Consider the following 21,388-nt stretch of genomic DNA (forward strand, 5'->3'; position numbering starts at 1 on the left):
AGACAATGCAGCGCACATCCTTGTCCGGTCGCCTCATCTCCATCGTCCTTGCCTTGCTGGTATTTTCCGGCGTGACCGGCTGGAGCGTCGCCCATGCGGAAAACTATACCCTCGTGCCGGAAGATCAGGTGAGACTGCGTGTCGTCGAATGGCGATCGTCGGATTCCCGGTATGCCAGTTGGGAAGCCCTCGGCGGAACATATACAGTCGACGATGCCGGTAATCTGGCGATTCCGATCGCCGGCCAGGTGCAGGCGATCGGCAAGACGACGGAGCAGGTTTCCGATGCGATCGCCACTGCGCTCTCCGAAAAGGCCGAACTGCCGGGAAAGCCGTTCATCGCCGTGGAAATTGCCCAGCATGCGCCGATCTTCGTGACCGGGACCGTGCAGACCCCCGGGCGCTATGCTTTTGAGGCCGATATGACGGTCATGAAGGCCGTCAGCATCGCCGGCGGCTTCCTTCGGGAGCGCGAGGAGAATACCGTCTTCGAGCGGGACCGGATCCAGGCTGCCGGCGCCTACCGAACGGCCATTCTCAACCGGCGCGATCTTCTGATGCGCCAGGCGCGGTTGCGCGCCGAGATCGCCGGCGAACAGAGTTTCGAGATCCCTGCCGAACTCGCCGGAACACCCGATGTGGACAAGCTGAAAGCGCAGGAGTTGAACCTGATGCGGCTGCGACGCGTCGATATCGAAAGCCAGATCGAAGCGGCAAGCGACCTCGCCCGTCTCTACGGCCAGCAGGTCCAATCACTGGAGGCCAAGATCAATTCGCAAAAGCGACAGATCGACCTTGCGCAAAAGGAACTGGATAATGTCAACAGCCTGGTGAGCAAGGGTCTGGTCAGCAATTCCCGGCAGGTCACGGTCGACCGCGGCGTTGCGGATGCACAAGGCACCCTGATCGATCTCGAGGTCGCCCTGACCACGGCTCGCCAGGGGCTCAGCGAAGCCGATCGCTCGAAGATCAATATCGTCAACCGGCAGAACAGTGAAAACCAGGAGCTACTCAACCAGGTCAATCTCGCGATCGGCAGGGCGGCAATCGACATCCAGGTGGCCCAGCTTCTGGGCGAACAGGCTGGCTACAGCGCTCAACTCGCCCAGATGAATACGGACATGCCGGGTCTTGGCAGAGCACAAAAGAACTACAGGATCGTGCGTCGTAACGACGATGGCACTTATCGCAATATCGAGGCGGACGAGACGACCAGCTTGCGGCCGCATGATGTCGTCGAAATCGGCATCGGCACGGACCTCCAGACGCCGTCGCCTCCGCTGCAACTGCAGTCCGTGCCACAGCAGCAAAGCTCGGCAGTCCCGCTGTCGGATGTAGCAGGCGACAATCAGACGGCTCCCGGCTGGATATCCCAGACGGGATCGAATTAGGGGGCGGTCGTGACCACTAACGACAGCTGGCGGCTTTCGCCTCGGGCAATGCGTCGGAAGGCGGATGCCGGCTTTCAGCAAACCCGATGCCTCCGCCGCTCCGTCCGGATTGGGATCTGAAGCATGTCGATAGAACCGATCGGCTTCATCGTTCTGCTGCTTGGCCTGCTCAGCATGGTCAACGGGGCGCGTTTTGCGATCACGACCCTTTGCCTGTCGACGCTGCTCGGAGCGGCAGCGGCTCTGCAATTGCCCGCGCTCGGCGGCAGCAGCATCCAGCCAAGCCATCTTCTCGTGCTTTTTCTCGTGGTAGCCGCCCTGCTGCGCCCGGCTCAAACACAAGCGACGCTCGCCAGCATGGCCTATCCGGGTCCCGGTTTCTGGTTTGCCGCCTACATCCTGTTTTCCGTGGCATCATCTTTCTTTTTGCCGCGCATCTTTGCAGGCGCGACTCTCGTCTACTCCTCTGCGCGAGACGCCACGGGCATGATGTCGACGGTGGCCGCTCCCCTGTCGCCGGGTTCGTCCAATCTCAGCCAGTCTGTCTATCTGCTTGGCGACCTCGCCTGCTTTGCCGTCGTTTCGGGGCTTGCCAGGCTCGGCTATGCCCGTTTCATCGCACTGCAGTTAATCGTTGCCTCGATCGCATGTTTTACCCTGGCATTGATTGATATCGGAACATTCCTGACCGACCAGTCCTACCTGCTCGATGTCATCAGAAACGCGAACTATACGATGCATACGGCCGAGACGATCAGCGGCTTCAAACGCATCGTCGGCCCGTTCCCCGAAGCAAGCACTTATGGCGCAGTCGCATTAGCCTATTTTTCCTTCACGCTTCTGCTCTGGCTGGAGCGCGTCCAAAGCCGTATGGCAGGACTTGCAACGCTTTTCATCGGCCCGACGATCGTCCTCTGCACATCGACAACCGCTTATATTGCCGGCATTTTCGTTGTCTGCATGTTCGTTCTGTTTTGCCTGAAACGACTGATCAGCGGCCCCGCCAAGACCCCGCATGTGACTTTCCTGGTGATCACGCTGTTTTTGATTCCCTGCGCCATCGTCGCACTCAGCCTTGTCCCCGATGCGTGGAATTCCCTCGCCGGCCTGATGAGCACCACCTTGTCGGACAAGCTCCAATCGCAATCCGGTGAAGAGCGCACCGCCTGGAATACACTGGCATTGATCGCATTCGTCGATACCGCCACCTTCGGCGCCGGGCTCGGCACGGTTCGGGCCTCGAGTTTTATCGCTGCGTTGCTCTCCAATGTCGGATTGACCGGCACTCTTCTCTTCGCCGCCTTCCTGTACAGCCTTGCAAGGGCCTCCGGCCGGCACATGTCAGGCGATCGGGAGACGCAGGCGATCGGAAACGCTGCGGTTATGGCATCCATCGCGCAGGTCGCCTCGGCGGCGATATCGGGGAGCGGCACGGATCTCGGCTTGCTGTTCAGCACAACAGCAGGTCTGGCGGCCGGCTGCCTGGCAACCAATACCTCTCCCCGGCGCGCGACCCGATCGCTCGCTAATCGAACCCCGCTGGAGACATCGACATCTCTGATGAGAGCGCCGATGTTTTCAACACGATGACGCCCGCTTTGGAACTCCGCCACGGCGCGGGATGGCAATCTCGTCGAGCCATCGGCGTGCCCGCATTGGGCCGAAGCCGGCCGACCGCACTGCATCTTTCAAGGATCGCCTGTAAAAGCCGTCCATCCGACAAACACCGTCCTGCGAGGCCCGTCGCAGAAGGCTATGCTGCGGGTTTTATGTCGACATCAGCCTTGCGGGCGCTCGCTGGTGGTCGCGACGCTATCTGCAACGGAATTGTTTTCGCGCAGCTTGGCATTGCGCCGCAAAAGCCCCGACAGGAACACGCCTGCCAGATAGCCGATTTCCATGAGCACGAGGATGGCGATACCGGAGAGCATGGCCGCGATCACGGAAGACCCGTCGGCGAAAGCCACGCCGCCGAAGCCGATTGCCACGAGGATTGCAAAAATCGCGAAAGCCCAGGCGCGGATGGAAGCCCCGGCAGCGATCGAAATCACAGCTGCCCCGAGTGTGGTGATCAACATGACAATCCCCCTTCCCTCCGCATTCCGACAAGGGTCCCGGCACCAATCGCCGTACCGCGAAACAACATGTCGAAACATAGCCTTATGACAGGCAAGGCACTCTTCATGGTGAATATCTCAACAATGAAACATACAGAATCCGCCGGCAGCCAGACACCGATTCAGCACCAGCGCGCTGGATGCTGGCCTATATATACCGAACAGGGCCTTCATATGACAGACCCGTCGGCTCAATTCACAACTGGTCCCTCGCCTCGCAAAGACAATACCGATTCACTTGTATTGCGCACAATCGGAAAGGTGATGACATGAACAACCAGTGCGTCGTCTACGTCACGGATGTCGAATATTCATTTCCGACCATTCTCTCGGCGCTTCAGGCTCGCAAATTCGCAAGCCCTGCGACCGACGTCTGCGTTCTGATGTCGGAACATCTCGACAATTTCGAAGAGCTGAAAGCCCTGCTCGCAAGGAGTGGGGTCATATTGACCGATGCGACCGAAGCGCTGCAGGACTCGCTCGGCAAGCTCGATAGTTCGCATTTCCAAGGACGCATCAGCGTCAGCACAATGGCCAAGCTGGTCCTTTGCGAGATCCTGCCTTCCAACTATACCCAGATCATCTACCTCGATGGGGATACGCAGATCGTCAGCGATCTCGGTGCGTTCGAAAGTGCCACTGTGCCCGAAGGCAGGTTTTTCGCGGCGCGCGATTACACGGCGATCCATGACTTCCTCGACACCGGAAAGGACAGCCACTATTTCAACGCAGGCGTCCTGAAATTCCATCGAATCGGCTGGATCGGGCAGGAGGCGCTCGAGCTTTTCGCTAGAAATCCCGAGGCCTGCGAGGGCAAACATGATCAGGGTGCATTGAATTATGTCTGCGGTTCATCACTCATCCTGGTATCGAACCGCTGGAACTTTCCCAAACAATTCCTTCATCTGGTGAACATGTCCTCCTTGTCGATCGTCCATTATATGGCGCATCCGAAGCCATGGCATGGAACTTTCTTTCCCTGGACCGATAAGGAAAGCCAAGTGTACGTCGACCTGCGCAAAGCACATCCGATTTACAACGCGCTGTATCGCGGAATAACCTTCGATCGGAAGATGCTGTATAAATACCGGTCGATACGGGCGCGCATCGAGCACGCAGTTGAGAAAGAAGGGCCTAATCCCAGGGTCCAGAGCCTGCTGGTTGGCGACTACGCCGTATGATGGTGTATTGTTGGTCCGACTTGAATGTCGGCGTGACTGAACTCAGCGTCGCCGGTCGAGCCGTGGATTTGCAGACGGAAGCGCAAGGTATTCATCCATTCATTCCAGGAATGGATAATCTTCAGGACAGAATATGAGTTATAGGGCTTCCGCCGCCAGTATCTCGCATTACGTGAAAGCCCGTCTGCGCCGGTCGCTCAAGGCTCGGCAGGTTCGCTATGACCTGCTGCGCAACGGGCTCAAGCAGGCGCGCCACGTCGTCATCTGCGTCATCCGTGACGAGGGGCACCGGTTGGCCTTCTTCCTTCAGTATTATCGCGATCTCGGTTTCGAGCACTTCATCTGTATCGACAACGGCTCGACCGACGGCACGGCCGAGTTGCTGTCCGGCTTCGACGATGTCTCCCTTCTTTCGGCTCATGGTTCCTACAAGGCGGCGAGGTTCGGAAACGACTGGATCAACGAAGTCATCAACCGCCACTGCCGGGAGAAGTGGGTCCTGTATGTCGATGCAGACGAGTTCCTGGTCTATCCGCATTGCGACACACGGCCGATCGATCAATTGACTTCCTATATCGATTCCATGGGCGGCCATTCCCTCCGCTCGGTCATGATCGACATGTACAGCCCGCATCCCGTTCTCGAAAACATATGCGAACCCGGTCGCAACCCGCTCGAGGTCTGCAATCTCTTCGACCGCTCCGGCTATGTGGCGCATTTCGACAAACGCAACTGGACGATATGGATCAAGGGCGGCGTTCGCGGGCGCGTCTATTTCCACGACCGGCTCTGGGACGGCCCCGCGCTCAACAAGATACCCCTCGTCTATGTGGCGGGTGAACGTCTGTTTCTCAAATCATCGCACCAGGTCTGGCCGCTCTCCCTGAATTTGGGCGACATGCGCGGAGCGCTCGGCGTATCCGGCGCCCTTCTGCATTTCAAGTTCCTGTCGACCTTCGTGCACAAGGTCGCCGATGCGGCACACCGGTCCCAACATACGGAAGAATATACCGTATACTCCTCAGGCAAGGACATGGATGACTTCGTCTACGACGATACGGGCACCTACAGAAGCTGGAAGGACCTGTCCGATCACGGGCTCATACAGGGTGAAGGCTGGAAATACTGGAAGAATGCTTCCGAGAGCGGCGTCTAGAGCAATTCCAGGAAAAGTGCGAAGCGGTTTTCCGTCCGGAATTGCATAAAACAAAAAGTTAGAGCGGTTCTGCGTTTCCATGAAAAGCTGAATCGCTCTAAGCATGCCACGCCAAAATGCGCAGCGATTTTGGGACGACGCGCATGAAGACAAGAGCCAACACGCCAACCCGATCTTTCAGCCTGCTTCGTCTGACTATCAACTCGCACTGTCATCAAACACAAAACCCGCCGGCGGCGGGTTTTGTCGAGGCTTTCTGCCGTTCCGCTTTTTATCGCGGCGCGCCTCAGGCGAGACCCGCCCCCTCGGCATAAGCCTCCAGCGCCTTCCGATTGAGAATGCGGATTTTGCCCTGTGTCCCGTCGACCACTTTGCTCTCGCGCAAGCGCCGCAGGCATTGGTTGACCTTTTCACGCGACGCCGGCAGTGTCGCGGCCAGCTCATGCTGGGAGATGATCAACTCGTCGCCGCTATTCTGCGCATCCATTCTGTAGAGGGCAGAAAGACGCAGTAGCGTTCGGGCCAGTCTCTGCCTTAGACTCGATCCGGCATTGGAAATGATCCGCAGTTCGAGTTCGGAAACACGCGCCAGCGCCTTCGACAGGATCTTCACCTGAAACTGCGGATCGTTCGCACACAGGTCCCGCAGCAACCGACCGTCGAAGTAATGCAGTTCGCAGTCCGACGAGGCCCGATATTCCAGGCTGAGAGACTGCTTGCGCAGCACCTCCAATTCGCCGATCAAGCCGCCTTTCGGAACGATTTCCACGATAAACTCTCGTCCATCGGCAAGCGGGGTGCTTGCGCTCACCATTCCGCGCTGTACGCGGGCGAACATGTCAAGGACGACGCCGGCACCGGCGATAATCTCACCGCGGCGAAACTTTCGAACACTCGAGCGGTAAAACGGAAACTCGTGATCCAAACCCGCCCGGCCGTCGTAAACAATACCTGCAGACCCGCAAGTAACCGCTTCGCTTGTTCGTGCTGCGTTTCCTCTAGCTCTGTTATCGCTGGTGCTGATCGCCCCGTCCATACGCACAACTCCACGCAGACTAATTGATTTATTATCTTGAGCGACATTCGTAATAGGTTAAATTAGAAAGTCAAACAATAATAAAATAAAAACTTCGTGTTAAAACTATACATAATTATGACGGATCCTCATGTTTATATATCATAAAATTCATATTGAATTCTATCGCAAACAAATCTTTGAGGCTGCATGACGCTTTTTATACAATTTATGACAATTGCGCGTCCACAGAATACATCCGACAAGTATAACAACAACGCCGAATTTTAAAATAAAACTAAATAATATTTCCGTTATATAGTTAAAATCAAAGGTAATATTTTAATATACGCAAGAATTTCTTTATAGTATAAAGAATTTATTAATGATTATGACCTCGGTCACAGACATCAAACTTGCATTAAAACAAAGCTTTGGCTGTGATTTCTGGAATTCGTCTAACGGAGACGCAGGTGGCGGGAAAAAATCAGGGCATCAACCCAACCGGACCTTGGCGGGATTTCGCCACGGCTCGACAGGAAAGGCGTCCATTCAATTCGTCACAACCCCGTCTGATCAGCAGAATTCTGAAGCGCGCATTGGACATCATCATTGCGGCAAGTTTCTTATTCTTTCTGTCGCCGCTCCTTCTGTCGGCAGCAGTCATCGTCACGCTAAGTGATTGGGGCCCTGTTTTCAATTCCCATCGCAGGATCGGTTATAAGGGAAAAGAGTTTGGTTGCCTCAAGTTTCGGACGACAGGATCCGACGCAACGACCGACGCGCACGTCACGGTCGTCGGCGATATTTTGAGGCGATCGAGCCTCGACAAGCTTCCGCAATTGATCAACGTGTTGCTGGGTCAAATGAGCCTCGTCGGGCCTCGCGCCATTACCAAAGAAGAGCTGCCGCGTTACGGCGAACATGCCTATGCCTACATGGCCTTCCGTCCCGGCCTGACTGGCCATTGGCAAACCAGCAGGCACAACGACGTCAGCTATCGGAATGGAATTTCCCTCGATGTCGAATATTTGTCCAAATGGACGCTCACGCTGGATTTCGTGATCATGGCAAAAACGCTGTCGGCGCTGCTTTTCCGGCACGCGTTGCTGCCCAAAGCGGATTCCTAAAGCATGTCGCGCAAAACTGTGGTGCGGTTTTGCGATAAAGACATGCGCAAAACCAGAGACTAAGGCGTGGCAAGCGAATCTAAAAGATCGCGACGCGCTTTACACCCTGACATAGCGCAGCCGAGCATCCTGCCCCGTCGGTCATGTCATTACCCATGAGGACGCTTGCCCGTGACATGGGAGCGCTCAGTAATGGAGTTCTTTTTCCGGCGCTTTTGAATATGCCACAAAGAGAAAGCGAATAGACCCGCCAGATAGCATATCTCCATCAATACAAGCACTTCGACGCAAGAGACGACCGCCTCCGTCAAGGAGGAACCTTTCAGCATGATCACGCCGCCCAAGGCCGTGACCACCAGAAATGCAAAGATTGCAAAGGCCGAGGCGCGAATGGTCGCTCCGGCGGCGATAGAGACGACAACCACGACGAGCGTGCTCTTCAGCATTATTCTGATCCTCTCTTCACACCTCCTTCAAGCCACCGTCAGCCCTCGATGACATGACAAAACCCAAAGTCGAAACGAAGTCCGATCAAAGTATTTTACCTATTACGGTTAAAATATTGCTAATACCGGCCCAGCAAGTCGACGGAACAATGCCGGAGAATATTCGACTATTCATCCAGCAGGGCCGTTCTGCCGATTAAACCCAAGAAATCCTTGGATGTTGCAGTCAGAAAGATCTAGGTATTGGAGGCTTATACAGGAGCGAGCAATGCAGCTACGGCGTTCTCTCGCCGAACTGAATGTTCATTTGTTGTTTCTGAAAAGATGAATTTGGCCATAGGCTTACGTGCGCAGCAGCCTACGGAAAACTCGGCCCCTGCGATGGACCCGGATATTTATCTGAGGTGATCGGCACGCAATAACGAAACAAGGCCCACCGCTATAGCGAGCCCTGCTGATGTCCTTGCCGGTTAAGCACCTGCGATGGAATCGCCGGCATCGAGGCCGGTATCGACAAACCTATTTCGAGACCGCGCCGGCCAGTTGCCGTTTTGCGCCGCGTTGGAGACTGAGGTTTTCCAGCCATGTGACTTGTTTCCTCAATTTCAACGCCGGCTTTTCGATGAATCTCCACGAGAAGGCGGCAAAGCCAGCGGCAACAATGCTGCAGACGATGCCGTTCAACCACCAGTTATGCGCCCAGGGGCCGAGCGCTACGAACGCCTGTTGGATCGGATAGCCATAGAGGAAGACGCCGTAGGAGTAGTCGGCCCCACGCAGGACGCCGAGCTTGCGGGGCGAGGTAAGACCAAGGAAGACCGTGACATATCCCATGGCCGGAATGGCAATGAAGTCCCCAAAGGAGGTGAACCAGTAGGCCCACAATATCATTGCCACAGAGGCGAGGAAAATTCGGATATCCCAAAGAACCTTGTCCTTGTAGAGATAGAAGGTCACCCCCACAAGAAAAGCACAAATGAGCAGATTGCCAGACGCGGTCGTCGGCATAGTTGCCCAATCGCTTTCATGTTTCCAATATCTTGCAATACCGAAGGCTATGATCAATGCCGGCGTGGCGATAAGGGCAATCACCCGCCGCCTGACCACGCCGAGCAGGAAGAGAACGGCGATCGCGGCATAGCACTCAAGCTCGAAGGGCACCGTCCAGAGTTGCCCGTTCACCATTGCGGCGTCAGGATTATCCAGGAATACCCCGGGGAGATTGAAGTGAATGTGCCCTGTGACATTCATCAGATATGTAAAGAACTGAGGATCGGTGAAATAGTCACGCAGGTCATACTCAGTGTAGATCGCTCCGAGTATAAAGGCAGCCAGCAATACCTCTACCGCGAGAGCGGGGTAGATCCGGATAAATCGATTGCCGAGAAAGGAAATCAATGTCTTCGATCGTTCAAGACTGCCAGCCACCAGGAACCCGCTCAGGACAAAGAACATGGGCAGCACTGATTTGATAAAAGGACGGAATGACGACTCCCAAAGAAACAGGTCGTCGCCATAGGTGACGCGGGCGGTGTGTATCCAAAGCACTGAAAAGGCTAACAGTAATCGCATATAGTCGAATCCTGTCGGTCGCCCGTTCGCTAGATCAAGCTTTTCGCCGAGAACCATCTGTGCCCCTTTCAGAAGTATTGACTCGATTTGGAATGGCAAGCCGTTGCCGCAGAGCCGGCGGCGGCATCATTGCCGGGTCGGGGCCGCGTGTCAGTGACCACAGGTACATCAGTTAAAAATTGAACGAGAGAGCAGCCCTCTCCCGAAGACACGTCTCTGACCATCAACCCATGGCCCTGTGCTTCCCGAGGGCCATGCGACGGTCGGAGTTGGAATCCAGGTGATCGGGCGGCGGATTGGATGAGGAGACTATGAAATTTCTGGCCACCCTGTTCTGTATTGTTCTCGCCCTTATCGGATTGGGGCTGATCGGAGGCGGCGCCTGGCTGCTGCGCCTCGGCGGCTCGCCCTATTACGCAATCGTCGGGCTTGCCTATCTGGCTGCCGCGCTTCTGCTGTGGCGCCGGAAGACGTCAGGCGGGCTGATCGTCTTGGCTGTCGCCGTTTTCACCCTTCCCTGGGCGCTATGGGAGTCGGGTCTCAATTTCTGGGCGCTGTTTGCCCGCTTGATGTCCCCCATCGCGCTGGCGGGCTTTGCCCTTCTCTTTGCACCATCGCTTTCCCCGGCCGCCAACCGGAAGCTTTTTTATGGTGGCGCCGTGGTGACCGCTCTCATCTTTGTCGCGGGTTTCGGTCTCAGCTTCGTGCCGCATGGGATCATCCACCCCTCCGCCGACATCACCGCCTATAAAACCGCCAAGGGTGACAACTCTCCCTCCGACTGGACATCCTATGGCCGCACCACGGCAGGAGATCGTTATTCCCCATTCGATCAGATCAACCGCGGCAATGTTTCCAAGCTCGATCTCGCCTGGACATATCGCACCGGAAAAGGCGATGGCGCCGATCAGAACACGCCTCTGCAGATCGGCGATACGGTCTACACCTGCACGCCGACAGATGTGATCGCAGCGCTCGATGCAGATACCGGCAAACCCCGCTGGACTTTCGATCCCAAGGCGACGGCGCCTTATTGGCAACGCTGCCGCGGCCTCGGTTACTACAAGATGCCAACGGAAGCCCAGTCCGCCGATGGTCTTTGCAACGAGCGCCTGGTGCAGACGACGATCGATGCCCGTCTCCTGGAGATCGACAGCAAGACCGGCGCGCCCTGCAAGGACTTCGGAGACAATGGCACCGTGCAGCTTTCCCAGGGCATGGGCGAAGTCAAGACGGGCTATTATTTCCAGACATCGGCGCCGCTGATTGCCCGCAACCTGATCGTCGTCGGAGGCTGGGTCACGGACAATCAGGAGGTCGGCGAACCCTCTGGCGTCATCCGTGCGTTCAACGTCGTCACCGGCGAGCTCGAATGGGCATGGGATCTCGGCAACCCGGGGATCACCAAACTTCCGCCGGAGGGCCAGACTTATACGCGGGGCACGCCCAACATGTGGACGACGGCCGCATTCGACGACAAGCTTGGCCTCATCTATACACCGCTTGGCAATACCACGCCGGATTATTACGGCGTCAATCGCCCTTCCTTCGCCGATCAATACAATGCGACATTGGTGGCGCTCGATGTGACGACGGGTCGGGAGAAATGGAAATTCCAGACCGTGCATCACGACATCTGGGACTATGATCTGCCGGCCCAACCGGTCCTGGTCGACCTGCCTGACGGCAATGGCGCCGCTGTGCCTGCTCTGCTGCAGACCACCAAACGCGGGCAGCTTTTTCTCCTCGACCGCCGAACCGGCACACCGCTTGCCGAAGTTCAGGAGAAGCCGGTGCCGCAGCAAGGCGGCGTGCCCGAAGAGAAACTCTCCCCGACGCAGCCCTACTCCGTCGGCATGCCGACAATCGGTGCGGAGCGCGTGACGGAGCAGACGGCCTGGGGCCTGACGATGTTCGATCAGCTGGCATGCCGCATCGCCTTCCGCAAGATGCGCTATGACGGCGATTTCACCCCGATCGGCACGCAATATGCAATCCAGCAGCCGGGAAATCTGGGTGGCCTCAATTGGGGAAGCGTATCGGTCGATCTGCCCAACAACAGGGTCTTCATGAACGATATCCGCGTCCCCAGTCTCTTTGCACTCATCCCACGCGAGGAGTATGTCGACTTTGCCCTCACCACGACTGCTCACGGCCCCTCCGCCCCGCAGCGCGGGACGCCTTACGCCATGGCCACCGAGATGTGGACATCGAGGCTCCGCGTTCCCTGCACGCAACCGCCCTTCGGCACCGTCACTGCAGTGGATCTGAAGACGCGCAAGATCGCATGGCAGGTTCCGGCCGGGACAGCCGAAGAACTCGGGCCGTTCAAGATCAAAACCAAGCTGCCTATGCCGATGGGACTGCCGAGCTACGCCGGCACGTCTGCGACCGCCGGCGGCGTCGTCTTCTTCGCCGGCTTCCAGGACTATTATATCCGTGCCTATGACGCTGAGAACGGTGCCGAGCTCTGGAGATACCCCCTGCCGGTCGGCTCGAGCGCAACACCCATGACCTACGTCTCACCGAAAACAGGCAAGCAATATGTCCTGATATCGGTTGGCGGCGCACCCTATTCGAAAGACGTCGGCGACTACGTCCTTGCCTTCTCTCTGAAAGACGGAGCTTAGCCGCGGATATCGCGTAAGCTTCACCGACTATCTTCAAGTCCAAGCAGCCGGCTACCGGACCGCTTCTTAGCGAAGGCAATCGGATTTGGCGGCGTTGCCGGTCACACTGTGTTATTTTGGTCCGACGAGGAATTGGGACTGACGAGCGTGACGCGAAAACTGGCGGCGATCCTGGTCGCAGATGTGGTCGGCTACAGCCGCCTCGCCGGTGCGGACGAGGATCGCATACTGGCGCGGCTGAGAACGCTGCGCAGCGACCTGGTCGATCCGACCATTGCCGTGCACAATGGCCGGGTCGTCAAGCGTACCGGTGACGGAAGCCTCATCGAGTTTCGCAGCGTCGTGGACGCCGTGCGCTGTGCGATCGAAGTGCAGACCGCCATGGTCGAGCGCAATACCGGCGTGTCGCCCGAGAATCGCATCGAGTTCCGGGTGGGGATCCATCTGGGAGATGTGGTCGAGGAGAACGACGGCGACTTGATGGGCGACGGCGTCAATATCGCCGCGCGGTTGGAGGGAATTGCCAAGCCCGGCGCCATCTGTCTTTCCGAAGACGCCTACCGCCAGGTGAAAGCGCGGCTCGATCTTGCCGTCACCGATCTCGGCAAAATTGAGCTCAAGAATATCGCTGAACCGATGCAGGTCTATTCGCTTCAGATCGGAACTCCGCGGCCGAACCCGGTACCACAGGTGCGGCCCGCAATCGACATGCCGTCAGTTCCGGCCGTTCCCGACAAGCCGTCCATCGCCGTACTGGCGTTCAACAACATGAGCGGCGATGCCGAACAGGAGTATTTCTCCGACGGTATCAGCGAGGACATCATCACCGATCTCTCGAAGCTGTCCGAATTGCACGTGATCGCCCGCAACTCATCCTTCGTCTACAAGAATGTAACAGCCTCCGTGCCTGAGATGGCCAAGGCGCTCGGCGTCCGCTATGTCCTCGAGGGCAGCGTTCGCAAGGCTGGCAACCGCGTGCGTGTCACGGCCCAATTGATCGACGCCAGCAACGGCGGACATATCTGGGCCAGCCGCTTCGATCGCGACCTCACCGACATTTTTGCGGTTCAGGATGAATTGACGCAGGAGATCGTGGCGGCGCTCAGGCTGAACCTCACGCATGGCGACCAGGATCGATTGGCCCAAGGGCGCGCACTCAATGTCGACGCTTACGAGTTGCTGTTGCGCGGCCGGGAACAGGCATCGGCCCATACCCGAACCGGAAATAGAGCCGCCCGCAGCCTGGCGGCCGACGCCATTGCCATCGATCCGCAATATGCGGCCGCCCAGGCACTCATTTCCTTCACCCACGTGCTGGACTACGTCAACGCCTGGAGCACCGATCCGGAAGGCTCGCTGCGGATCGGGATGGATCTCGCGCAGCAGGCCGTGGAAATGGCCGAGGAACAGCCCAACGGCCGCTTCGCACTGGGCATGGCTTGCATGTGGAACCGGGAACTGGACCGGGCGCAGGCGGAGGTGCAGCAGGGCCTCGCGCTACAGCCCAACTCCGCCGAGCTCCTGTTGCTGATGGCCCATATCCAGATATTCTCCGGCGATCCCGCCGGCGCCCTGGAAACACTCGATGCATCGATGCGGTTTGACCCGCACCATCCGGAAATTCTCTTCCAATTTCGCGCCGATGCGCACTTTTCTCTCGGCGAGTATGAACAAGCGATTGCAGCCATCGAGCAGCGGCTCCAACAAAACTCCCAGTCGGAGACCGCCTACGCCCTGCTTGCCTCATGTTATGGGCACCTCGACCGGCCGGAGGAGAGCCGGCAGGCCTGGAAAAAGGCACTCAGGATCAATCCTGATTTTTCTGTCGAGCGCCGCCGGCGGGTTCTTCCATTTCGAAACCCCGAGGACTTTAACCGCCGCGTGGAAGGACTACGTAAGGCAGGACTTACCGTGGCAGATCTTGGTCCATGCTGATGGAAACTGCCATCGAGCCGATACGGGCGACAGCGCATTCTATGGGCGGACGCGCGACAAGCCTCTCAGATCACGCCCTCTCCACGGGAGCTTTTGACCGGCAAACGTGATGCCGCTTTGGGCAACTTTAATGGCAACGGCACGGCACCTGCTGTAAGATATAGGTAGGGGAGCGGACACCCGGAAAGAGCTGTTATGGAGCGCCGTCTTGCAGCAGTCCTGATTGCGGATGTGGTCGGTTACAGCCGCATGAGCGAGATCGACGAAGAGGGAACGCGTATCCGCTTCCACAACGACCTCCACGAACTCTTCGAACCGAAGATCGCCACGCATCACGGCCGCCTGATCAAGACGATGGGCGACGGGATCCTGGTTGAGTTCCATAGCGTGGTGGATGCTTTGCGTTGCGCCGTCAAAATCCAGCAACAGAAGGCGGAACGCAATGCGGCCCTGCGGCCCGAGCAGCGGATGCTTTTTCGCATCGGCGTCAATCTCGGCGATGTCATTGTCGAAGGAGAGGACATTCATGGAGACGGCGTCAACATAGCGGCGCGGCTGGAGAGCCTTGCCCAGCCCGGCGGGATTTGCATATCCGGCACCGCATTCGATCACACGGTACACAAGGCTGAAGTCGGTTTTTCCTCTCTCGGCGAGCAGCAACTGAAGAACATAGCCGATCCGGTTCGCGTCTATCGTGTTCTGTTAGATCCCTCTGAGGCAGGCAAGGTCGTTGCCTCCCGTCGGCCGCGCCGCCGGGCGATCATCCTGGCCACGCTTGCAGCGGTGTTGATCGCGGCCACTGCGATTGTCTTCGCATGGCAATGGCCGTTTGTGCCCCAACGTCCATCTGTCGCGGTGCTTCCTTTCGCCAATTTGAGTAGCGACGCCGGCCAGGATTATTTCACCGATGGCATTACCGACAGCCTGATTGCCGATCTGACCATGCTTTCGGACCTTGACGTCATCGGTCATAATTCGGTGTTTGCATACAAAGGCAAGCCCCTCGTTTTGGCCGACATCGGACGCGATCTCGGCGTGCGTTTTGTCGTTGAGGGCAGCGTGCAACGGATCGGCGATCAAATCCGCGTCAATGCGCAATTGAGCGATGCCGCAAGCGGCGACCACTTGTGGGCCAATCGATTTAACCGCGCCGCGGCAGATGTCATGGCTGTGCAGGATGAGCTCAGTCGGCAGATCGCCGAAGCGCTCGGCTTGAAACTCACTCAATCCGAGGCGGAACGGATTACCCGTCCGCCGACCGCCAATCTCGAGGCATACGACTACTACCTTCGTGCCGAGCAGGCGACACGCACCGGCCGCCGTTCCCGGCTGCTCGAGGCACTGGCGCTCTTTGACAAGGCGGAGGCGCTCGACCCCGGTTTTGCAGAGGCCTTCGCAGCCGACGCGCACGCGACCGCTTATGTCTGGCGAAGCGCCTACGATGACGTTCTCCAGAGCGCGTTGGCGCGAAAAAGGGCCTACGAGAAGGCAAGTCGCGCGCTGGCGCTCGACCCGGTTCTTTCATCGCCATACGCCGTTCTTGCCGTCATGCAAGTCGTGGACCGCCGCTACGAGCAGGCGGTTGCCTCGGCGCAGCAGGCAGTGTCGCTTGGGTCTGCCGATGCCGAAGCTCATATGGCGTTGGCATACGTTCAACTGTTCTCCGGTAATCATGCCGAGGCCGGCGCGGCCGTCGAGACGGCGCTCAGGCACGATCCGAACCTCTCCGCCATCAATCGATACACGGCTGGCCTGGTGTTTTATTTGCAGCGCGACTACACGAAGGCCATCGACAGTTTCGAACGCGCGCGCGATGGTTCTCCGGGAAACGGCGATTTCGTTACCCCACTCGCTATGGCCTATGCCCGTGCCGGTCGCCTCGACGCCGCCCGTGCGACTGTCGCCGAAGGACTTCGCTTTCTGGCTGGGCGCGATTCCCTGGCGGGCTGGCATATCAGCAATGCCCATTTCCGCAACGAGCAGGATTTGGCGTTTATCCTCGATGCCCTACGCGAGGCCGGCCTGCCGGAATGGCCGTTCGGTTTCAAGGGCAATGAGCAGGAACGGCTGCACGGTGACGAAATCGCAAGCGCCGTCATGGGCAAACTCCTCCGGGGCAAGACCGAACCCTCGGGAAGCCCTGCACTCATGCAAATCGAACGTGACGGCAAGGCGGCCTTCCGCTCGGCGACGCAGATGATCACCGGAACGGTTTTCGTCAATGGCGACATGCTCTGCGAGCAAAGCGAAAACGCTTTTGGACGAGCCGATTGCGGACCGGTCTACAGACCTGCAAACTCGCCCGCTGAAACCAGCTATGCTTACGTGAACTCCACCAAGGTCTTCTATTTTTCGGCCGTCAAATAGCCGCGCTCCACCCGCGATCAGTGATACCGATCCCGTTCGAGATCGGCTGCGACCTTCGGCCAGTTTATATCGGCTTTCGGTACTGCTTCGGCCACATGAGCGGCAAACCCTTCCGCCGATCCCTTGTCGTAGATCAGGTAAAGCTTGCCGTCGATGATCTTGAATGCCTCTGGATCGACGTTGATCGTCACCGATCCGAGAGCCACCTCGCCCGCGCAGTAGCCGCCATACTGAGGCGCATATTTGATCGGCTCGCTGATGAACATTTCACGGTGTTTGGCATTGGCAAAAAGCCACGGCGTCCCCAGCCATTCGTGGGAGAATTCCTCGGAGCCCTTCACCGCTTTGCCTTCGGTGAAATAGGCGACGGGGTCATATCCCATGATTGCCACCCCGCCGAAGTACCCCGTGTTAACCGAGTCGTCGGCGAAAGCCCGCGATCCACCGACAGCTGCCAAAGCCACAACGAACACCGCCACAGAGCGACCAATTCCTCGCGCACCGCTTCTGGTCCCTGCATGCATCTGTGCCTCCTATTCAATCGTGGATTTCCATGCACTTCGCGTATTCTTTCTCGCCGATGCGGCTGGCCGGAGGGCAAGGCGCACCATGCCGCTTGAACAGTCGCACGATGTCCGAGTTGCCCTTCCAGATCGCTCGCGTGATTGGCGTGTAGCCGTGAACCTCCGCACGACCGACGTCAGCCCCCTCAGCGAGAAGAAACGTGGCGAGAGCGACGTGGTTTTCCTCACCGGCGACCATCAGCGGTGTCACGCCCGCTTTATTGGCCGCGTCGTCGAGCGTCGCGCCATGGTGGAGAAGCAGTTTGCTGATCGGCAAGCTGCCGGAAAAGGCCGCGGCATGAAGCGGCGTAAAGCCGCCTGAATTCCGAGCCATGACATCGGCGCCTTTGCCGATCAGCAATTCGGCTATGGCGAGCTGGGCTCCGAGCGCGGCATTGATGAGAGGTGTTGCCTGATCGCGTGTCCGGCTGTCGACTTCGGCACCGGTAGCCAGAACCTGCTCGACGACGGCGGTGTTTCCAGTGGCAACGGCATCGAACAAGGGGCTCCCCGCAGCGGCCACCGTCGCTGTGAAAATCAACGCCACCGATGCAAGCAGCCCACGCATGGCCCAGCTCCCGAAGGTTGCCAAGGAAAATAGCACAAGCCGCGGGTTTTGGGTAGGCATCGAGGACTGTAGGAGGTTGAATTCCCCTGCATCAAGCTATCGGCAACGCGCCAGCCGACAGGATGCAAAAATCTATCGTGACCACCGGGCGATGATTTCGTCGGTATTTGCCAGCGCCTTGCGGACTGCGTTGCGCGCCATGTTCGGTCGCTGCAGTCGAATGCTTTTCTCAATATTTTCATGAAGTTTCAGCGCGTACCGCAAATTGTCTTCCTCCCGCGTCACATGGGCGAAGAGGTGGTTCAGCGCCGATTCGATCAAGACGCCGAGCGGTACCAGCAGATCATTTCCCGAGGCGCGCAAGATCGCGATGTGAAATCGCGTATCGGATTCTGTTCGCTGTTGGAGCGATGTCGCCTGATCCATGTCATGCAGGGCCTGACTGATCTCATCCATCTGCTCCTCAGTCCGGCGCTCCGCAGCAAGTGCCGTCGCTTCCGGCTCGATCATATGTCTGAGTTCTTGCACGGCCCTCAGAAACGACTCGCGATCGGGAGATGCGGCGTACCAGCCCAAGACATCTCGATCCAGCAGGTTCCAACGCTCCCTGGGTTCGACCCAACTGCCGATTTTGGGGCGAGAAGAAAGCAGGCCCTTGGCCATCAGCATCTTGATCGCTTCGCGCACCGCCGATCGGCTGACGTCAAAGACTTCCGACCATTTTGCCTCATTTGGCAGAATCGTGCCCGGCGGATAGTCGCCGCGCACGATTCGCAGACCGATCTCGCCTGCTAAAGACACATGAACACTCGCCCCAGTCATGCGGGGAGAATTTGGGCGCCTTGTGGTGGCCGAGCGGTCAACCGTCACCACCTCGACCGCAGCCGTTGGCTTTCCCGATTTTTTGTCAGGCATTTATTTCTACTGCCTCAGCATTCTTTCGACTGTCTGCACGTATGATCAAAACAATCGTAATAACGAGGAAGTCGCCTGCGATTGACGCCGGCACAAAGCGCGGAATTCAGGGCGCGTCAAGCCCAGCGGATCTCTCGATCCGTCTCTTAAGGACAGTCGGCGCACCCTTGAACCGGGTGCGCCAAACCGTGAACCTACTTTTGAATGCAGGTGTCGACTGTATCCTTTGTGCACTCATCGAGCCCGGTGAAGACCGGATCTTCAACCGGCTTGCCGGCAATCAGATCCATCATCACCGACGGTGCCTTGTAGCCCATCTCGAACGGTCGTTGGCCAACGAGCGCCGTCACCAGTCCTTCCTTCGCAATGGCGACCTCGTCGCCGATCGTGTCGGCGGCACCAATGACGAAATCGTTGCTGGCGATCTTGTCGGCCAGCGGCTTGAACAGGTCGCGATAGGGTTGCGGTGCACCGAACAATGGCCAGCCACCCATAATGCCGAATGCGTCCAAATCGGGATTGGCCGCGAGGATATCGGTCATTGCCTGAACGCCCTTGGCACCGTCGTCATTGGTGAACACCGGGCAACCGGCGACCTCGGTCCAGCCACCCTCGCCTTTCAGCTCGGTCAAGCCTTTCTGGCCAGTAAGCGTGTCGCGCATTCCTTGTGCGCGGCGTAGAATATTGTCCGCTCCCGGATTGCCTTCGATCGTGCAGATCTTGCCGCCCTTCGGCTTGCCCTTCTTGATGTATTCGCCGATGCGGGCGCCCATCAGATAGTTGTCGGTGCCGAGATAGGTCTTGCGCAACGCTGCATCCTCGGCGGCAAGATCGGCATCAAGCGTCATCACCGGAACCGTCGGATTGGCCGTCTTCAGGGTCTGGGCAATGAGCTTTGCATTTGACGGCGAGATTGCGATTGCAGCCGTGTCTGCCTTGCCCAACATATCCTGAACGATCTGCGCTTCGCCGGCTTCATCGGATGTCGATGCCGGACCGGTGTAGAAGCATTCGTATTCCGCCGTGGGGTTCTCCTTGTTCCATTTCTGGCAACCTTGATTGATTGCTTCGAAGAACGGATTGTCGAGGCCCTTGACGACGATGACGAGTTGCTTCTTGGCCAAGGCCTGCCCGGCGGTCAGTGCTAAAACTGCGGCTGTAAGTAGTAATGCCTTCCTCATAGTTTCCTCCCTTGAAACAGACGGACACCGCGTGCCCGCCATACGAAATCAACCCGGATACCAGACGATGCGAGGCTCCTCCTTTGAACGCTCGTATTGCCAGGCCGAGTTGATAAGCATTTCGAGATCGTAGTTTGGCTGCCAATCCAGCAGGTATTTGGCCTTGCTGTTGTCCATCCAATTGGAATGGAAGCGGCTCGGTATGTCGACAGAGCCGAAATTGCGCGTGCGCAAGAGATAGCCGGCGACTTCAGCATAGTCGACGGGGCGATCCATGCAGATATTGAAGAGCTGCCGCTCCGCCCGCGGGTTGTCGATCGCTGCCAGTATTGCCGAAACAAGGTCGTCGACATGAACGAAGTTGCGTTTCAGCGCACGACCGTCAGCATCGAGCAGCAGCGGCACCGTACCCATCGCCGCATAACGCCGCGCCGCGTCTTCCGGAACGAGCGTCTTCCAGTCCGGACCGCCAAAGACGTCGTCTCCAAAAGACAGCGAATACTTGAAATCGTCCTTTTCCATGATCCAGGGCGCGCGCAGACAACAGCCATTGAGGCCATACTGAATGCCAAACTGCTCCAGCATGACCTCTTCCAGGACTTTGGAGAGCGCATAGCTTCCCGGATAGGCACAATGGCGGGCGTTCTCGGTGATCGGGCCGTCGTGCCGATAGTGGAAATGTCCCACACCCGCATCACCACCGATCAGGATGAACTGGCGTGCGGTGACGCTCGTACGGAACTCCTCGAGCAGCCAAAAGAGACCTTTGACCGTGACATCCATGATGTCTTCAGGCGTTTCCTTGCATGTGGCGAGATGCACGACATGGGTAACGTCATCCAGCGCCTTTGCCACGACATCGCGATCGGCGATCGAGCCTTGGAAGACATCGACACGGTCGGTCGCCTCGTACAAACGATTATGACAAAGCGCACGAATACGGGCTTTGGAAAATCTCGGATCGTCAAGCAGCCCAGCAATGAAGCGCCGCCCGACCTTGCCCGTAGCACCGGTCACAAGGATCAGCATGCTCTTTCTCCCCCATTGATAGCTAATATCCGGGCGCCACTTTCGTCAAATGATATTTGTCTGACAAAACAGATTTTTGCGACAATAAGGTCAATGGCCGGGACAATGAGTTGACGCTGTCGCAGGGTTTTGCGTAAATGCTCCCAATCGCTTTTCCTGGGAGGGTATTGGAAAAGCGAATTCGCCGGAGCC

17 protein-coding genes are annotated in these 21,388 nt (G+C 57.8%); 8 read left to right on the plus strand and 9 right to left on the minus strand.

Annotated elements, in window-relative coordinates; all coding sequences use genetic code 11:
* The first annotated feature begins 5 nt into the window (after positions 1-5).
* Together G9X67_RS09645 and G9X67_RS09650 are read left to right on the plus strand one after the other, a co-directional pair.
* Positions 6-1,391, plus strand: a complete 1,386-nt coding sequence (locus G9X67_RS09645; protein ID WP_171598565.1) for a polysaccharide biosynthesis/export family protein — start codon at positions 6-8, stop codon at positions 1,389-1,391.
* A 123-nt stretch (positions 1,392-1,514) separates the two neighbouring features.
* The gene (locus tag G9X67_RS09650) at positions 1,515-2,981 is read left to right on the plus strand and encodes a hypothetical protein (RefSeq protein WP_171598566.1); all 1,467 of its coding nucleotides are present in this window, start codon (positions 1,515-1,517) and stop codon (positions 2,979-2,981) included.
* A 188-nt stretch (positions 2,982-3,169) separates the two neighbouring features.
* On the opposite strand, the gene G9X67_RS09655 is transcribed toward G9X67_RS09650, so the two are convergent.
* Positions 3,170-3,469 carry a hypothetical protein gene (locus G9X67_RS09655; protein WP_138386750.1) on the minus strand — a complete coding sequence of 100 codons (300 nt, stop codon included), beginning with the start codon at positions 3,467-3,469 and terminating at the stop codon, positions 3,170-3,172.
* Between the two features lie 308 nt (positions 3,470-3,777).
* Here G9X67_RS09655 and G9X67_RS09660 point away from each other — a divergent pair, with 308 nt between their 5' ends.
* Both G9X67_RS09660 and G9X67_RS09665 read left to right on the plus strand, forming a co-directional pair.
* Complete coding sequence (locus G9X67_RS09660; protein WP_171598568.1) at positions 3,778-4,689, plus strand: glycosyltransferase; 912 nt, start codon at positions 3,778-3,780, stop codon at positions 4,687-4,689.
* A 133-nt stretch (positions 4,690-4,822) separates the two neighbouring features.
* On the plus strand, positions 4,823-5,845 hold the full coding sequence (locus G9X67_RS09665) for a glycosyltransferase family 2 protein (RefSeq protein WP_171598569.1): 1,023 nt from the start codon (positions 4,823-4,825) through the stop codon (positions 5,843-5,845).
* A 286-nt stretch (positions 5,846-6,131) separates the two neighbouring features.
* On the opposite strand, the gene G9X67_RS09670 is transcribed toward G9X67_RS09665, so the two are convergent.
* Positions 6,132-6,881, minus strand: a complete 750-nt coding sequence (locus G9X67_RS09670; protein ID WP_171598570.1) for a Crp/Fnr family transcriptional regulator — start codon at positions 6,879-6,881, stop codon at positions 6,132-6,134.
* A 452-nt stretch (positions 6,882-7,333) separates the two neighbouring features.
* Here G9X67_RS09670 and G9X67_RS09675 point away from each other — a divergent pair, with 452 nt between their 5' ends.
* Positions 7,334-7,990, plus strand: coding sequence for a sugar transferase (locus G9X67_RS09675; RefSeq protein WP_171598571.1), 657 nt, complete (start codon positions 7,334-7,336; stop codon positions 7,988-7,990).
* Between the two features lie 149 nt (positions 7,991-8,139).
* Here the strand turns inward: G9X67_RS09675 and G9X67_RS09680 are convergent, their stop codons facing one another.
* Complete coding sequence (locus G9X67_RS09680) at positions 8,140-8,436, minus strand: hypothetical protein (protein ID WP_138330138.1); 297 nt, start codon at positions 8,434-8,436, stop codon at positions 8,140-8,142.
* A gap of 519 nt (positions 8,437-8,955) precedes the next feature.
* Positions 8,956-10,065, minus strand: coding sequence for an acyltransferase (locus G9X67_RS09685; RefSeq protein WP_138386745.1), 1,110 nt, complete (start codon positions 10,063-10,065; stop codon positions 8,956-8,958).
* Between the two features lie 254 nt (positions 10,066-10,319).
* Between G9X67_RS09685 and G9X67_RS09690 the strand changes: the two genes are divergently transcribed.
* The 3 genes from G9X67_RS09690 (at position 10,320) to G9X67_RS09700 (ending at position 16,940) form a co-directional block, all read left to right on the plus strand.
* Positions 10,320-12,638: a membrane-bound PQQ-dependent dehydrogenase, glucose/quinate/shikimate family gene (locus G9X67_RS09690; RefSeq protein ID WP_171598572.1), complete on the plus strand. Its 2,319-nt coding sequence runs from the start codon at positions 10,320-10,322 to the stop codon at positions 12,636-12,638.
* A 147-nt stretch (positions 12,639-12,785) separates the two neighbouring features.
* Positions 12,786-14,573 (plus strand): adenylate/guanylate cyclase domain-containing protein, encoded by a 1,788-nt coding sequence (locus G9X67_RS09695; protein ID WP_138386743.1) that lies wholly within the window; start codon positions 12,786-12,788, stop codon positions 14,571-14,573.
* Positions 14,574-14,768: 195 nt separating this feature from the next.
* The gene (locus tag G9X67_RS09700) at positions 14,769-16,940 is read left to right on the plus strand and encodes an adenylate/guanylate cyclase domain-containing protein (protein ID WP_171598573.1); all 2,172 of its coding nucleotides are present in this window, start codon (positions 14,769-14,771) and stop codon (positions 16,938-16,940) included.
* 17 nt (positions 16,941-16,957) lie between these two features.
* Here the strand turns inward: G9X67_RS09700 and G9X67_RS09705 are convergent, their stop codons facing one another.
* From G9X67_RS09705 to G9X67_RS09725, 5 genes are all read right to left on the minus strand, one after another.
* Positions 16,958-17,464: a YHS domain-containing (seleno)protein gene (locus G9X67_RS09705; protein ID WP_171598574.1), complete on the minus strand. Its 507-nt coding sequence runs from the start codon at positions 17,462-17,464 to the stop codon at positions 16,958-16,960.
* 13 nt (positions 17,465-17,477) lie between these two features.
* Positions 17,478-18,071 (minus strand): ankyrin repeat domain-containing protein, encoded by a 594-nt coding sequence (locus G9X67_RS09710; RefSeq protein ID WP_138386740.1) that lies wholly within the window; start codon positions 18,069-18,071, stop codon positions 17,478-17,480.
* A 132-nt stretch (positions 18,072-18,203) separates the two neighbouring features.
* Positions 18,204-18,986 carry a FadR/GntR family transcriptional regulator gene (locus G9X67_RS09715; protein ID WP_138330129.1) on the minus strand — a complete coding sequence of 261 codons (783 nt, stop codon included), beginning with the start codon at positions 18,984-18,986 and terminating at the stop codon, positions 18,204-18,206.
* A gap of 194 nt (positions 18,987-19,180) precedes the next feature.
* A complete protein-coding gene (locus G9X67_RS09720) occupies positions 19,181-20,167 on the minus strand; it encodes a substrate-binding domain-containing protein (protein ID WP_012758783.1) in 987 nt (328 codons plus the stop codon).
* 48 nt (positions 20,168-20,215) lie between these two features.
* On the minus strand, positions 20,216-21,196 hold the full coding sequence (locus G9X67_RS09725; RefSeq protein ID WP_138330128.1) for an NAD(P)-dependent oxidoreductase: 981 nt from the start codon (positions 21,194-21,196) through the stop codon (positions 20,216-20,218).
* Positions 21,197-21,388 lie beyond the last annotated feature (192 nt).

It is taken from the genome of Rhizobium sp. WYCCWR 11152, assembly GCF_013087615.1.
GTDB classification, from domain to species: domain Bacteria; phylum Pseudomonadota; class Alphaproteobacteria; order Rhizobiales; family Rhizobiaceae; genus Rhizobium; species Rhizobium indicum.